The organism is Micromonospora sp. NPDC004336, from assembly GCF_053602615.1.
Map to the genome: position 1 here is coordinate 24,821 of NZ_JBSGDY010000052.1, position 13,045 is coordinate 37,865.

A 13,045-nucleotide genomic window follows, 5' to 3' on the forward strand; every position below is an offset into this window, starting at 1 on the left:
TGGGAAGGTGCCCCTCACCGTCGGTCAGGGCTGGGTGCGCGGCGGCGGGGTCCCGTCTCGTTGACTTGTCGGGGGTGGCGGTTAACGTGTGCCCGCTGTCGCCGCGCCGGCCTCGTCGGGCCGGTCGCTGACCCCTCGGAGGACCCATGTCGCAGGAGACGACCTACCTCGAACTGTCCGAAGTGGACGGTGCGCACAAGTTCTACGAGGTCGTGGTCGACGACACCGCGCTGACCGTCCGCTACGGCCGGATCGGCGACCAGGGGCAGGTCAAGACCACCGCCTACGCCGACAACGCCAAGGCGCGGGCGGCGGCGGCGAAGAAGATCGGCGAGAAGGTCCGCAAGGGGTACGCCCCGGCGGTGCCCGGCGTGCGGCAGAAGCGCGCCGTCTCCCGGCGGCAGATCGTCAGCACCCGTTCCACCGCCCGCACCGCCCCGGTGCTGTGGCGCTACGACTCCGGCGCGCCGGCGTTCGGCATCTTCGTCGACGGGCAGAGCTGCATGGTCGGCAACGAGCGCGGCGTCATCACCACCCTCGGCCACGACGCCCGGGTGCTGGACCAGGTCCGCCTCCCCGACGGGGTGAAGTGCATCGTCGCCGACGACGCCTGGATCTACGCGGGCTGCGACGACGGCAACGTCTACGACCTGTCCGGCAAGGTGCCCCGGGTCGCGTACGCGATCGCGCCGGAGATCGACATCTACTGGCTGGACATCCACGACGGCGTGCTGGGCGTCTCCGACGCCGACGGCGGCATCGCCGCGGTCGACCACGAGGACGAGTTCCTCTGGCGTCGGGCGGGGCGGGGCCGGTCGGCGTGGATGGTGCGCTGCGACGCCGACGCGGTCTACCACGGCCACTCCCAGGGGATCACCGGCTACGACTGGCGCACCGGGCAGGAGCTGTGGCACACCCGCACCGGCTCGGTGCTCTTCGGCTGGCAGGAGCCCGGGGCCGTGTTCGCCGGCACCGCCACCCGGGAGGTGGTGCGGCTGGCCAAGGACGGCCGCGCCGAGCGCGCCTACCGGTGCGACGCCCCGGTCTTCTCCTGCGCCACCGCCGAGGGCGGCCGGTACGTCTTCGCCGGCGACAGCCAGTCCTCGATCTACTGCTTCGACCAGGCCGGCAACCGGCTGTGGAAGCTCGGCACCGGCTGCGGCTCGGCCTACTCGATGCAATACCACGACGAACGGCTCTACGTGGTCACCACGAGCGGCTACCTGGCCTGCGTCGACGCCAGCGAGCCGGCCATCCGGGCGGCGGAGGCCGGCAGCGTGCCGGAGGTGGTCGACGTCAAGGCCCCGGCCCGGCTGCCCGAGCCGGCGGCGTGGACGTCCGTCGAGGTGACCAGCGACGTCGACGGCGGCGTGATCGTGCAGTGCGTCGAGGACCGGGGCCGGCTGCGCGTGCACGTGCTCTCCCCCGGCTACCACCCGGGCTGGTCGGTGCAGTTTCCCAAGGGCATCCGCGAGCCGGGCGCCCGCTACCTCGTCACCCAGGTCCGCGAGTCCGGCCGGGGCGGCTTCTACCGCGCGTACGGCGACATCCGCCGGCTGCGCTGACAGGCTCCGGGCCGGGGGTGGTGCGGGACCGCCCCCGGCCCGGTCCACGGCGGCCCGCCACCCGCAGCGCCGCCCGCTCCTCGCCCCGCAGGCAAAGGAGCGGGCCCGCTGGGCGCATCTCCTCGCCCCCGTCCCAGGCGGGAGCGGGGCCGGCCGGCCGCATCGGCCGTCATCCGGAATCGGTTGTACGACAGGGCGGATCGGCATCCAGGATGGCCGGATGGACACGGAGCTACGAATCCCCGAAGGGCTCGGCTGGGTGCGGGACGTCCCCGCCGGACGGCGCTGGCTGGCGGCCCTGCCGGAGCGGCTGGCCGAGTGCGTCGCGCGCTGGTCGCTGCGGGTGGGGCCACCCTTCCCGTACGCCTTCGCCTCGCTGGCCCTGCCCGCCGAGCTGCCCGACGGCACGCCGGCCGTGCTGAAGCTCCAGTACCCGGACCCGGACAGCGCGCACGAGGCGACGGCCCTCGACCACTGGGCCGGCGCGGGATCGGCCCGGCTGCTCGCGCACGACCCGGACCGCCGGGCGCTGCTGGTCGAGCGGTGCGTGCCCGGCACGCCGCTGCACGCGCTGCCCGCCGACGCGGCACTGGACGTGGCCGTCGGGCTGCTGCCGCGGCTGTGGCGTCCGGCCGGCCCGCCGTTCACCCCGCTGGCCGAGGAGGCCGCCGGTTGGCGGGAGCGCCTGCCGGTGAAGTGGGAGCGGGCCGGCCGCCCGTACGAGCGGCGGCTGCTCGACGCGGCTCTGGGCCTGCTGGCGGACCTCGTCGACAGCCAGGGCGAGCAGGTGCTGGTCAACCAGGACCTGCACGCCGGCAACGTGCTGCGGGCCACCCGCGAGCCGTGGCTCGTCATCGACCCCAAGCCGCTGACCGGCGAGCGTGAGTTCGGCGTCGTGCCGCTGGTGCGCGGCCAGGAGCTGGGGCACTCGCCGGACGCCGTCCGGCACCGGCTGGACCGGCTCAGCGCGGAGCTGGGGTTGGACCGGGAGCGGATACGCGGCTGGGCGGTCGGGCAGACCCTGGCCTGGAGCATCGGCGAGGGGAAGGTCTTCCCCAGCCAGGTCGAGGTGGTCCGCTGGCTGCTCGGCCAGGAGTGACGCCCGGGTGGGCGGGCGTCAGCGGCGAGCCGGGACGGGCGGGGCGGGCGGCGGCGAAGACCGCCGGGGCGAGTAGGCGGGCGTCAGCCCCGTTGGCAGGTGGCGCACCAGTAGAGGTTGCGGCCGGCCAGCTCGCCGCGGCTGACCGGCGTGCCGCAGACATGGCAGGGGTCGCCGGGGCGGCGGTAGACGTACACCTCGCCGCCGTGCCGGTCGACGCGGGCGGCCCGGCCCATCGCCTCGGGCAGGTGGGCGTCGCGGACCGTGTCGATCCGCCCCCGTACGACGGCGAGCCGCATCAGCGCCACCAGGTCGGCCCAGAGCGCGTCCCAGCGGGCGCGGTCCAGCCGCCGCCCGGGCAGCGTCGGCGGCAGCCCGGCCCGGAACAGCGCCTCGGTGACGAAGATCAGCCCGGTACCGGCCACCACCGACTGGTCCAGCAGCAGCGCGGCCAGCGGCGTCGGGCTGCGGGAGATCCGGGCGTACGCCCGCCCGGGGTCGGCGTCGGCGCGCAGCGGGTCGGGGCCGAGCCGGTCGCGCAGCGCCGCCACCTCGGGCGGGGTGAGCAGTTCGCAGGCCGTCGGGCCGCGCAGGTCGAGCCAGTGCCGGTCGCTGGTCAGGCGCAGCCGCACCTGGCCGACCGGCTCCGGCGGCTCCCCCGCGCCGTCGGTGAACCTGCCGTAGAGCCCGAGGTGGACGTGCAGGGTCAGCTCGCCGGCGTGGTGGTGCAGCAGGTGCTTGCCGTACGCCTCGGTGCTCTCCAGCACGGTGCCGCCGAGCAGGGCGGCGCCCTCGGCGAAGCGGCCCTGCGGGCTGGCGGCGTGCAGCTTGTCGCCGGCGAACAGCTCGGCGTGCCGCGCGGCGAGTCGGTGGATGGTGTGTCCCTCAGGCACGGGTGCCAAGGGTAGCCAGGCCCGCCGCACGCCCGCCGCGCAGCACGCCGCCTCCGCCGCCGGCCGGGCCGCCGCCCCGTCTGCGGGCTGCCGGGCGGCGGGAGGACCCGTAGAGTCAGGTCGACACAGGGAGGAACCGGATGGATCACCGACGTTCCACCACCCGGGCGCGGCGGCGCGTCGCCCTCGGCGTGTCGCTGCTCGGCGCCGTCGCCCTCACCGGTGGCTGCACGACCGGCGCGGACGACGGCAGCCCGGGGGCGGCGCCCTCCCCGTCGGCGACCGTGCCGGCGACCACCGGGACGGCTCCGCGGCCCTCGCCCACCCCGCGCGCGGCGGTGACCGTCCCCGCCTCGGCCTTCCTCGAACTGCCGGCGGAGATCCGCAAGTCACCGAAGACGACGACGCCCGTCGCGAACGCTCTGCCGAAGCTGTGCGGTCAGGAGTTCGCCACCGGCGGTCGGGCGGTGACCGCGAGCGCCGCGATGATGAGCGTCTACAAGCGGCCCGGCGATCCGCCCGAGAACGTGCCGCAGGGCACGATCACGCAGACGATCTTCGCCTTCGAGGGCGACGGCGCCGACGCATACCTGCGGCGGGTCCGCGGCTCGCTCGACTCGTGCCGGTCCTTCCGCCGCTGGGGAGGCACCGTCGACGTCCAGACCCGCCCGCTGCCCGGCGTCGGCGACGAGGCGCTGCTCGTGACTCTGAGGTGGCCGCAGACCGACCTGCAGGGCAACCGTGTCGGCGGCGAGGCGGTCAGCCAGATCGCCGTGATCCGTGTCGCCGACGTGACGACCGTGCTCCACGACCAGGGGTGGGAGGGCACCAGCGGCAGCCCCGCCCTGATGGGCGACCTCACCCGGGCCGCCGTCGGCACCCTCGACGCCTGGCGGCGCTAGGAGCGTGTCTCGGTAACCGGCGACCAGGCCGCGTCTGGAGCCCGACACGGTGCGGCGCTGGCTGGCGTGCCGGCCGTTACAACGGCGGCGCCGGCCACGACGTCGAGCGTCTGACCACCGCGATCGATTTCGCGATCCGCGCCCTGGGGCCCGCGCCCGCGGAACCCGCCTGACGGCACCGGGACGTGCCAGCGCCACTCCGGCCGGACGCCGGGGACCCCCGGCCGGCTCAGGGGACCCGACGTGCCGGCAGGGCCGGCCGGCGCCGTCCACCCCCGCGAGGCCGGCCGACGCCCCACCGTGCGCCGAGCCGGCCGGCACCACCCGTGCCGAGCAGCGCGACGCCGGCCCTGCGCCGCGCCCCGGTGTCAGCGAACGGCCTGCTGGGTACTGCTGTGACGGACAACGTGGGCGGCAGTCGTTGCATCGGCCACCCGCATTCCCCAGGAGGTGTGTTGTGGTCAGGATTCCTTCGCTGTCGCGCCGGTCGGAAGAGGCGCCGACGCGGGACGAGAACCTCGACGGCCGCGTCGACGGCCGCGACGCCCCGGTGGGCGCCGGACCGGACCGGGCGACGCGGAACGACCCGGTCGACGGCTCGGGGCCCAGCCGGCCGGTGGTCACCGAACGCGACAGCGACCAGGCGACGTACCGGAGCAGCGCCGCGACCGTCGACGGGCCGCGCGGCGCGCGCGCCGGTGACCCCCGGGACGCCGAGGCCGAGCGGCGGGCGGCCGAGCGGGCCGCCGTGGCGCGGGCCGCCACCGCCCGGCCCGTCGACGACGACACCCGGCGCCACCCCCGGGTCACCGACGCGGACCCGACCCTGGAACGGACCCTCGACGGCCGGACCGTCGACCTGGACCGGGACGCGGCCCGCGCGGCCGGGGCGGACCGGGACCGACCCGAGCGCCCCGTCGACCGGGACGGCGACGGCGTCGCCGACCGCGCCGAACAGCCGGTGGTCGCCGGCCCGAAGCCCCGGGCCAGCATGCTCGCCACGCTCGGCCTCGTCGTCGGCCTGGCCGGCGCGCTCTTCGTGCTCACCGGCACCCTCGCCGGGTACGGCATCGGGCTCGGCGCGATCGGCGCCGTCCTCGCGGTGCTGGGCCTGATGGCCACCCGGCGCCGGCACATCGCCGGCAAGACCGATGCGCTGCTGGGCATCGTGTTCGGCCTCGGCGCGGTGGTCCTGGGCGTGGTCGCGATGACCGGTCAGTTCGACTGGCCGACCACCGACGGCGACTGGGTGGCCCGGTTCCGGGAGTGGCTCGACTCACAGTTTGTGGACCGGTTCTAGCGGGCACTGTCCGGCTCGCCGGCGGTGCGCCGGCGACACCGCCGATGAGGAATCGGCGGGCAGCCCGACCAGCCTGGTGGTTCACCAGCCGGGCGACCCTTTTTCGGGGGCGGCGGTTCGCCGCCCCCGAAGTGTTTCCCCGCCCGGTCTCCGAAGCCCGGCGGGCAGCCGCGGACCCGTGACCCCGGGCGGCCCGTCCCACGGACGCGAGGGGCGCGACCACATCCGGCCGCCCGGTCGGCCCCGGGCGCAACGAAACCCCGCCAGCCCAGCTCCAGACGCAACGATCGAACGTCCTGCGCAACTTCCAGCGGTGGATACCGTCGCCCCGGGCCACATACCGTTGAGCAACGGCGCCAGCCCGTGGGCCGACGGTGGCCGGGCGCGCCCGACCCCTGGGAGCAGGACAATGACGATGGACGCCACCAGCCAGCGCTTCCTGATGTGCCGGCCGACGTACTTCGCCGTCGACTACGCCATCAACCCGTGGATGGACCCCACCGCTCCGGTCGACGCCGACCTGGCCGTCCGGCAGTGGGAGCAGCTCCGCCAGATCTACCGGGACCTGGGCCACACCGTCGAGGAGATCACTCCGGTGCCCGGGCTGCCCGACATGGTCTTCGCCGCCAACGGCGGCACCGTGATCGACGGCAAGGCGATGGCGGTGCAGTTCCGCGACCCGCAGCGCGCCGACGAGGCCCCCGCGTACCGCGCCTGGTTCGAGGCCGCCGGCTTCGAGATGTACGACCCGAAGCACGTCAACGAGGGCGAGGGTGACATCCTCCTGGCCGGCGACCACCTGCTGGCCGGCACCGGCTTCCGCACCGCGCACGCCTCGCACGCGCAGCTCCAGGAGGTCTTCGGCTACCCGGTGGTCACCATGCAGCTGGTCGACCCGCGCTTCTACCACCTGGACACCGCGCTCACCGTGCTCGACGAGCGCACGGTGGCCTACCTGCCGGAGGCGTTCTCGCCGGGCAGCCGCGCCGTGCTGCGCCGGCTCTTCCCGGACGCGGTGCACGCCACCCTGGCCGACGCCGAGGTCTTCGGGCTGAACGCGGTCAGCGACGGCCGGCACGTGGTGCTGCCGGCGCAGGCCACCGGCCTGGCCGCGAAGCTGCGCGACCGGGGCTACGAGACCATCGGCGTCGACCTGTCCGAGCTGCGCAAGGCCGGCGGTGGACCGAAGTGCTGCACGTTGCGACTCCGTCAGGGAAAGGCGAGCAAGTGATCATCGAGGACATGGTGCGGACGCCGGAGGCGGTCCGCGACGCGGAGCGGTGGACCGCGCACAACTACCACCCGCTGCCGGTGGTGATCACCTCCGCCGAGGGCTCCTGGCTGACCGACGTGGACGGTCGCCGCTACCTGGACTGCCTGGCCGGCTACTCGGCGCTGAACTTCGGCCACCGGCACCCGAGGCTCGTCGAGGCCGCGCACGCGCAGCTCGACAAGCTGACCCTCACCAGCCGGGCGTTCATCCACGACCAGTTCGCCGACTTCTGCCGGGAGCTGGCCGAGCTGTGCGGCAAGGATCTCGTGCTGCCGATGAACACCGGCGCCGAGGCGGTGGAGACCGGCATCAAGGTCGCCCGCAAGTGGGGCTACCAGGTCAAGGGCGTCGCCCCGGGCCAGGCCAACATCGTGGTGGCCGAGGGCAACTTCCACGGCCGGACGACCACCATCGTCAGCTTCTCCACCGACTCCGACGCGCGCGCCGACTTCGGGCCGTACACCCCCGGCTTCACGGTGGTGCCCTACGGCGACCTGGCCGCGCTGACCGCCGCGATCGACGAGAACACCGTCGCGGTCCTGATCGAGCCGATCCAGGGCGAGCAGGGCGTCGTCGTGCCGCCCGAGGGCTACCTGCCGGGCGTGCGCCGGGTCTGCACCGAGCGGAACGTGCTCTTCGTCGCCGACGAGATCCAGTCCGGCCTGGGCCGCACCGGGGAGACCTTCGCCTGCGACCACGAGGGCGTCACGCCCGACATGTACCTGCTGGGCAAGGCGCTCGGCGGCGGCATCGTGCCGGTCTCCGCGGTGGCCGCGAACGCCGACGTGCTCGGCGTGCTCAAGCCGGGCCAGCACGGCTCCACCTTCGGCGGCAACCCGCTGGCCTGCGCCGTGGCGACCGAGGTGGTCCGGCTGCTGGCCACCGGCGAGTTCCAGCGCCGCTCCGCCGAGCTGGGCGCGCGGCTGCACGCCGGCCTGACGGCGCTGGTCGGCAGGGGCCTCGTCGCCGTCCGGGGCCGGGGCCTCTGGGCCGGCCTGGACATCGACCCCGCGCTGATGAGCGGCCGGGAGGCCTGCGAGCGGCTGATGGAGCGGGGCGTCCTGGCCAAGGACACCCACGGCTCGACGATCCGGCTCGCCCCGCCGCTGGTGATCACCGAGGAGGAGATCGACCACGCGGTCGCCCAGCTCGCCGCCGTGCTGGCCGGCTGACCTCCGTACGACGAGAGCGGGCGCCGGGACCACGGTCCCGGCGCCCGCCGTCGTCCGCCCGCCCTCACTTGGGCAGGCGCATCGCCATCGTCGGCGCCTCGGCCATGACCGAGTTCGGCGTGTACGGTGCGCCGGCGGGCAGCTCGCCCGGCCGGCCGATCTGCACCCCGGGGTAGAGCTCCACCATGTCGCCCTCCGCCAGCACCCGCGACTGCCTCGGCGCCAGCGGGAGGCGGTCGCCCTCCGCCATCGACCCGCCCGGCCGGACGCCGGAGCCGTTGGTGCTCACGTCGGTCACGATCACCTCGCCGACCCGCAGCTCGAACCGGACGTGGTTACGGCTGATCCAGCGGCGCGCCTCGTCGTTGAGCCACTGCCCGAGCACGATGCCGCCCGTCTGCTCCGGCGCCCGCCGAGCGCCGCGCAGGCCAGGAAGGTGGCGGCGGCCCGCGCGGCGTCCCGGTAGCGGCCGGTGGCGAGGAAGTAGACCACGAAGAGCAGCGGGGTGAGCTTGACCGCGGCGGCCACCCCGACGAGCACGCCCCGCAGCCGGGGCGGCACGACTCCCGTGCCGTCCAGCAGCGCGAGCAGCACGATGAAGATGCTGACCTGGCCGAAGCGCAGGTTGCTCTGCACCGGGGCGGAGAGCATGAGGGCGCAGGCGACGGCCGGCACGACGAGGGCGCGTCGGCGCCCCGGGCCGACCAGCACGCGACCGACGGCCGCCGCGATGGCGACCACGGCGAGGCAGGTCAGCGCCAGCCAGATGCCCTGCGCGACGCCCTCGGGGACGGCGGCGACCGGCCACAGCACGAGGGCCGCGAACGGCGGGTAGGTGAAGGGCCCGCCGTTCTCGGCGACGAAGTCGTAGAGGGGGTGACCGGCGTGCAGATGCAGCAGCGCGCCACGGTAGATGTGCAGGTCGGAGAGGCGGTCGGGACGCAGGGCCACGAGCGCCGACGACGCCGCGGCGACCACGACGAAGATCGACCAGAGCGCCGCCACCCGCCGATCACGCATCGTCGGATTCTACGTCCGGGCCCCGGCCGTCGGGGGCCCCTTACCCGATACCTACGCGACCGTAGGTTACCGTTAAGTAAGGCTGTGGCGTGCGGTGCGGAGGAGAGACATGGACCTGAGTGCGGAGCGGCCCTGGCTGCGCAGCTACGCCCCGGACGTGCCGCCGACCATCGCGCCGTCCGACGAGTCCCTGGTCGACCTCCTGCGCGCGGCCGACCACCGGTTCGGCGCCCGCGTCGCCCTCGACTTCTTCGGCGCCACCACCACGTACGCCGACCTCGCCGGCCAGGTGGCCCGGGCCGCCGAGGCGCTGCGCCGGCTGGGCGTCGACCGGGGCGATCGGGTGGCGCTGGTGCTGCCCAACTGCCCCCAGCACGTCGTCGCCTTCTACGCCGTGCTGCGCCTCGGCGCGGTGGTGGTCGAGCACAATCCGCTCTACACCGAGCAGGAGCTCACCCACCAGCTCGCCGACCACGGGGCCCGGGTCGCGGTCGTCTGGGACCGGGTCGCTCCCCTCGTCCGCCGCACCGCCGCGAGCACCGCGGTCGAGACCGTGGTCGCCGTGGACCTGACCCGGGCGCTGCCCCGGCGCAAGCGCTGGGCGCTGCGGCTGCCGCTGGCCCGCGCGCGGGCCACCCGGGCGGCGATGACCGGCCCCGCGCCGGGGGCGCTGTCCTGGGAGCGGCTGGTGGCCGAGGCGAGCCCTCTCGACCCCGCCCACCCGGCCCCCGGCCCGGACGACACGGCGCTGCTGCAGTACACGGGCGGCACCACCGGAACGCCGAAGGGCGCCGTCCTGACCCACCGCAACCTGCGCGCCAACGCGGCGCAGGGCCGCGCCTGGGTGCCGGGCCTGCGCGACGGCGAGGAGACGATCTACGCGGTGCTGCCGCTGTTCCACGCGTACGGGCTGACGCTCTGCCTCACCTTCGCGGTGGGCATCGGCGCCACGCTGGTGCTGTTCCCCCGCTTCGACGTCGACCAGACCCTGGAGGCGGTGCGCCGCCGCCCGCCGACCTTCCTGCCGGCCGTGCCGCCGATCTACGAGAAGCTCGCCGCCACCGCCCGGGAGCGCGGGATCGACCTCACCTCGGCCCGGTACGCCATCTCCGGCGCCATGGCGCTGCCCCCGGCGACGGTCGAGCTGTGGGAGTCGGTCACCGGCGGGCTGCTCGTCGAGGGCTACGGCATGACCGAGACGTCCCCGGTGGCGCTGGGCAACCCGGTCTCCCCCGCCCGGCGGCCGGGCACGGTCGGGGTGCCGTTCCCCTCCACCGAGATCCGCATCGTCGACCCCGAGGAGCCGGCGCGCGACCGCGAGCCGGGCCAGGCGGGCGAGCTGTTGGTCCGGGGGCCGCAGGTGTTCGCCGGCTACTGGCGGCGGCCGGAGGAGACGGCGGCGGTGCTGCTGCCCGACGGGTGGCTGCGCACCGGGGACATCGTGGTGATGGACGACGACGGCTTCGTCACGGTGGTCGACCGGATCAAGGAACTGATCATCACCGGCGGGTTCAACGTCTACCCCTCCGAGGTGGAGGACGTCCTGCGCCGGATTCCCGGCGTCCGCGACGCCGCGGCGGTCGGCCTGCCCGGCGGGCACGGCGGCGAGGAGGTCGTGGCGGCGGTCGTGCCGGACGAGGACGCCGACCTGGACGAGGCGGGCCTCCGCGCGGCGTGCCGGGAGCACCTCACCGCGTACAAGGTGCCCCGCCGGGTCGTCCTGGTCGACGACCTGCCCCGCTCCCAGATCGGCAAGGTCCTGCGCCGCGAGGTCCGCGACCGGCTGCTCGCCGGCCGCTGAACGTCAGAACCAGTCGTCGCGCATCTCCAGGGTGGTCCGGTCGAGGCTGTCCAGCAGGTCGAACTGCGGGCCGGTGCGGGGCAGCTCGTGGCGGAAGAAGTAGCGCGCCGCCTGCCGCTTGCCGGCGCGCAGGTCGGCGTCCGGGCCGTCGCCCGGGCCGCCGGCGGCCTCGACGACAAGGAGCTGTTCCAGCCACATCCAGGCGATCACCACGTGGCCGACCGCCTCCAGGTAGACGCTGGCGTTGGCCAGCGCCACCTCCGGGTCGCCGGTGCTCCACAGCCGCCGGGTGACCAGGGTGACCCGGTCCAGCGCCGCGCCGAGCGCGGCGGCCAGCTCGGCGGCCTCGCCCTCGGCCTTCCACGCCCGGGTCACCGTGGCGCGGACCGTCTCGACCAGCAGCGCCAGGCCGGCCCCGTCGCGCATGGTCACCTTGCGGCCCAGCAGGTCCAGCGCCTGGATGCCGTGGGTGCCCTCGTGGATCGGGTTGAGCCGGTTGTCCCGCCAGTGCTGCTCGACGTCGTAGTCGCGGGTGTAGCCGTAGCCCCCGTGCACCTGGATGGCGAGGTCGTTGGCGGCCAGGCACCACTGCGACGGCCAGCTCTTCGTGATCGGGGTGAGCACGTCCAGCAGCAGGCGCGCCCGCTCGCGGTCCGCCGCCTCCGGCGCGGTCTTCTCCTCGTCGAGCAGCCGACCGCAGTAGAGGACCAGCGCCAGCGCGCCCTCCACGTAGCTCTTCTGCGCCAGCAGCATCCGCCGCACGTCGGGGTGCGCGACGATCGGCACCTGCGGCGCACCCGGGTCCTTGTCCGCGAGCGGGCGGCCCTGCGGCCGCTGGCGGGCGTACGCGAGCGACTTCAGGTAGCCGGTGTAGCCGAGGGCGGTGGCGCCGGCGCCCACCCCGATCCGGGCCTCGTTCATCATGTGGAACATCTGCGCCAGGCCCTGGTGCGGCTCGCCGACCAGGTAGCCGACCGCGCCGGGGCGGCCGCCCGGCCGGTGCACGCCCTCGCCGAAGTTGAGCAGCGTATTGGTGGTGCCCCGGTAGCCCATCTTGTGGTTGAGGCCGACCAGCACCACGTCGTTGCGCGCGCCGAGTGCGCCGTCGGCGTCGAGCAGCACCTTCGGCACGATGAACAGCGAGATCCCCCTGACTCCGGGCGGCCCGCCGGGGATCCGGGCGAGGACCAGGTGGACGATGTTCTCCGACAGCTCGTGGTCGCCGCCGGAGATCCACATCTTGGTGCCGTGGAGCCGGTAGGTCCCGTCGTCCTGCGGCTCGGCGCGGGTGGTGATGTCGGCCAGCGAGCTGCCGGCCTGCGGCTCGGACAGGCACATGGTGCCGAAGAACCGGCCCGCCACCATCGGCCGGACCCAGGTGTCGATCTGCTCCGCGCTGCCGTGCGCCAGCAGCAGGTTGGCGTTGCCCAGGGTCAGGAACGGGTAGGCCGAGGTGCCGATGTTGGCGGCCTGGAACCAGGCGAAGCAGGCGGCCCGCACGACGTGCGGCAGCTGCATCCCGCCGACCGAGGCGTCCATGCTGGCGGCCAGCAGCCCGGTCTCGGCGAACACGTCGAGGGCCTGCTTCACCTGCGGGATGATGTGCACCCGCCGACCGTCGAAGGTGGGTTCGGCGAGGTCGGCGGCCCGGTTGTGCGGGGCGAAGCGCTCGCTGGCCACCCGCTCGGCGAGGTCCAGCACGGCGTCGAAGGTCTCCCGCGAGTGCTCGGCGTAGCGGGGCCGCTCGGTCAGCCGGGTCACCTCCAGCCAGTCGTGCAGGAGGAAGCGCAGGTCGCGACGGGAGAGCAGGGTGGACGACAACGGGTCTCCTTCCGTCGGCGGGCACGCCGGCCGTGGCCCGGCGACGCCCCCGCGCACGCCCATCCTGACCGATCGGACGGTCGGCGCACCAGCCGACGCGGCGGGTCGCGCCGCCCGCCGGCGGACGCCGGCCGGCCCGGCCAGCCGCCGGTCGGCGAGTTCCTGGACGCGGCCACGGCCACGGCCCGCCGGGGCCGTG

9 protein-coding genes and 2 pseudogenes are annotated in these 13,045 nt (G+C 75.0%); 7 read left to right on the forward strand and 4 right to left on the reverse strand.

Going from position 1 to position 13,045, the window contains the following annotated elements; genetic code table 11:
• The first annotated feature begins 146 nt into the window (after positions 1-146).
• Positions 147-1,565, forward strand: coding sequence for a WGR domain-containing protein (locus tag ACWENR_RS13970; protein ID WP_452277375.1), 1,419 nt, complete (start codon positions 147-149; stop codon positions 1,563-1,565).
• A 220-nt stretch (positions 1,566-1,785) separates the two neighbouring features.
• Complete coding sequence (locus tag ACWENR_RS13975) at positions 1,786-2,664, forward strand: aminoglycoside phosphotransferase family protein (protein WP_452277376.1); 879 nt, start codon at positions 1,786-1,788, stop codon at positions 2,662-2,664.
• 83 nt (positions 2,665-2,747) lie between these two features.
• Here ACWENR_RS13975 and ACWENR_RS13980 read toward each other — a convergent pair whose 3' ends face one another.
• Positions 2,748-3,557, reverse strand: coding sequence for an Fpg/Nei family DNA glycosylase (locus ACWENR_RS13980; RefSeq protein ID WP_452277377.1), 810 nt, complete (start codon positions 3,555-3,557; stop codon positions 2,748-2,750).
• Positions 3,558-3,697: 140 nt separating this feature from the next.
• Between ACWENR_RS13980 and ACWENR_RS13985 the strand changes: the two genes are divergently transcribed.
• The 4 genes from ACWENR_RS13985 to rocD all read left to right on the forward strand — a co-directional run bounded on the left by ACWENR_RS13985 (position 3,698) and on the right by rocD (position 8,204).
• Positions 3,698-4,459, forward strand: a complete 762-nt coding sequence (locus tag ACWENR_RS13985; RefSeq protein WP_452277378.1) for a hypothetical protein — start codon at positions 3,698-3,700, stop codon at positions 4,457-4,459.
• Positions 4,460-4,916: 457 nt separating this feature from the next.
• Positions 4,917-5,759: a thrombospondin gene (locus ACWENR_RS13990; protein ID WP_452277379.1), complete on the forward strand. Its 843-nt coding sequence runs from the start codon at positions 4,917-4,919 to the stop codon at positions 5,757-5,759.
• A 415-nt stretch (positions 5,760-6,174) separates the two neighbouring features.
• Positions 6,175-6,990 (forward strand): dimethylargininase, encoded by an 816-nt coding sequence (gene ddaH, locus ACWENR_RS13995; protein WP_452277382.1) that lies wholly within the window; start codon positions 6,175-6,177, stop codon positions 6,988-6,990.
• Positions 6,990-8,204, forward strand: coding sequence for an ornithine--oxo-acid transaminase (gene rocD, locus ACWENR_RS14000; RefSeq protein WP_452277383.1), 1,215 nt, complete (start codon positions 6,990-6,992; stop codon positions 8,202-8,204). Before ddaH ends, rocD begins: the two co-directional genes overlap by 1 nt.
• A gap of 64 nt (positions 8,205-8,268) precedes the next feature.
• Here rocD and ACWENR_RS14005 read toward each other — a convergent pair.
• Positions 8,269-8,637: pseudogene (locus tag ACWENR_RS14005) on the reverse strand (FHA domain-containing protein); the annotation flags it as partial.
• A gap of 38 nt (positions 8,638-8,675) precedes the next feature.
• A pseudogene (locus ACWENR_RS14010) lies at positions 8,676-9,224 on the reverse strand (glycosyltransferase 87 family protein); the annotation flags it as partial.
• Between the two features lie 109 nt (positions 9,225-9,333).
• Here ACWENR_RS14010 and ACWENR_RS14015 point away from each other — a divergent pair.
• Positions 9,334-11,025 carry a long-chain-fatty-acid--CoA ligase gene (locus ACWENR_RS14015; protein ID WP_452277380.1) on the forward strand — a complete coding sequence of 564 codons (1,692 nt, stop codon included), beginning with the start codon at positions 9,334-9,336 and terminating at the stop codon, positions 11,023-11,025.
• Between the two features lie 3 nt (positions 11,026-11,028).
• Here the strand turns inward: ACWENR_RS14015 and ACWENR_RS14020 are convergent, their stop codons facing one another.
• Positions 11,029-12,846, reverse strand: a complete 1,818-nt coding sequence (locus ACWENR_RS14020; RefSeq protein ID WP_452277381.1) for an acyl-CoA dehydrogenase — start codon at positions 12,844-12,846, stop codon at positions 11,029-11,031.
• Positions 12,847-13,045: the final 199 nt, after the last annotated feature.

Bases quoted from the DNA above. Each gene is read 5' to 3' on its own strand.
- ACWENR_RS13970 (WP_452277375.1), top strand. From the start codon at position 147: ATGTCGCAGGAGACGACCTACCTCGAACTGTCCGAAGTGGACGGTGCG.
- ACWENR_RS13975 (WP_452277376.1), top strand. From the start codon at position 1,786: ATGGACACGGAGCTACGAATCCCCGAAGGGCTCGGCTGGGTGCGGGAC.
- ACWENR_RS13985 (WP_452277378.1), top strand. From the start codon at position 3,698: ATGGATCACCGACGTTCCACCACCCGGGCGCGGCGGCGCGTCGCCCTC.
- ddaH (WP_452277382.1), top strand. From the start codon at position 6,175: ATGGACGCCACCAGCCAGCGCTTCCTGATGTGCCGGCCGACGTACTTC.
- ACWENR_RS14015 (WP_452277380.1), top strand. From the start codon at position 9,334: ATGGACCTGAGTGCGGAGCGGCCCTGGCTGCGCAGCTACGCCCCGGAC.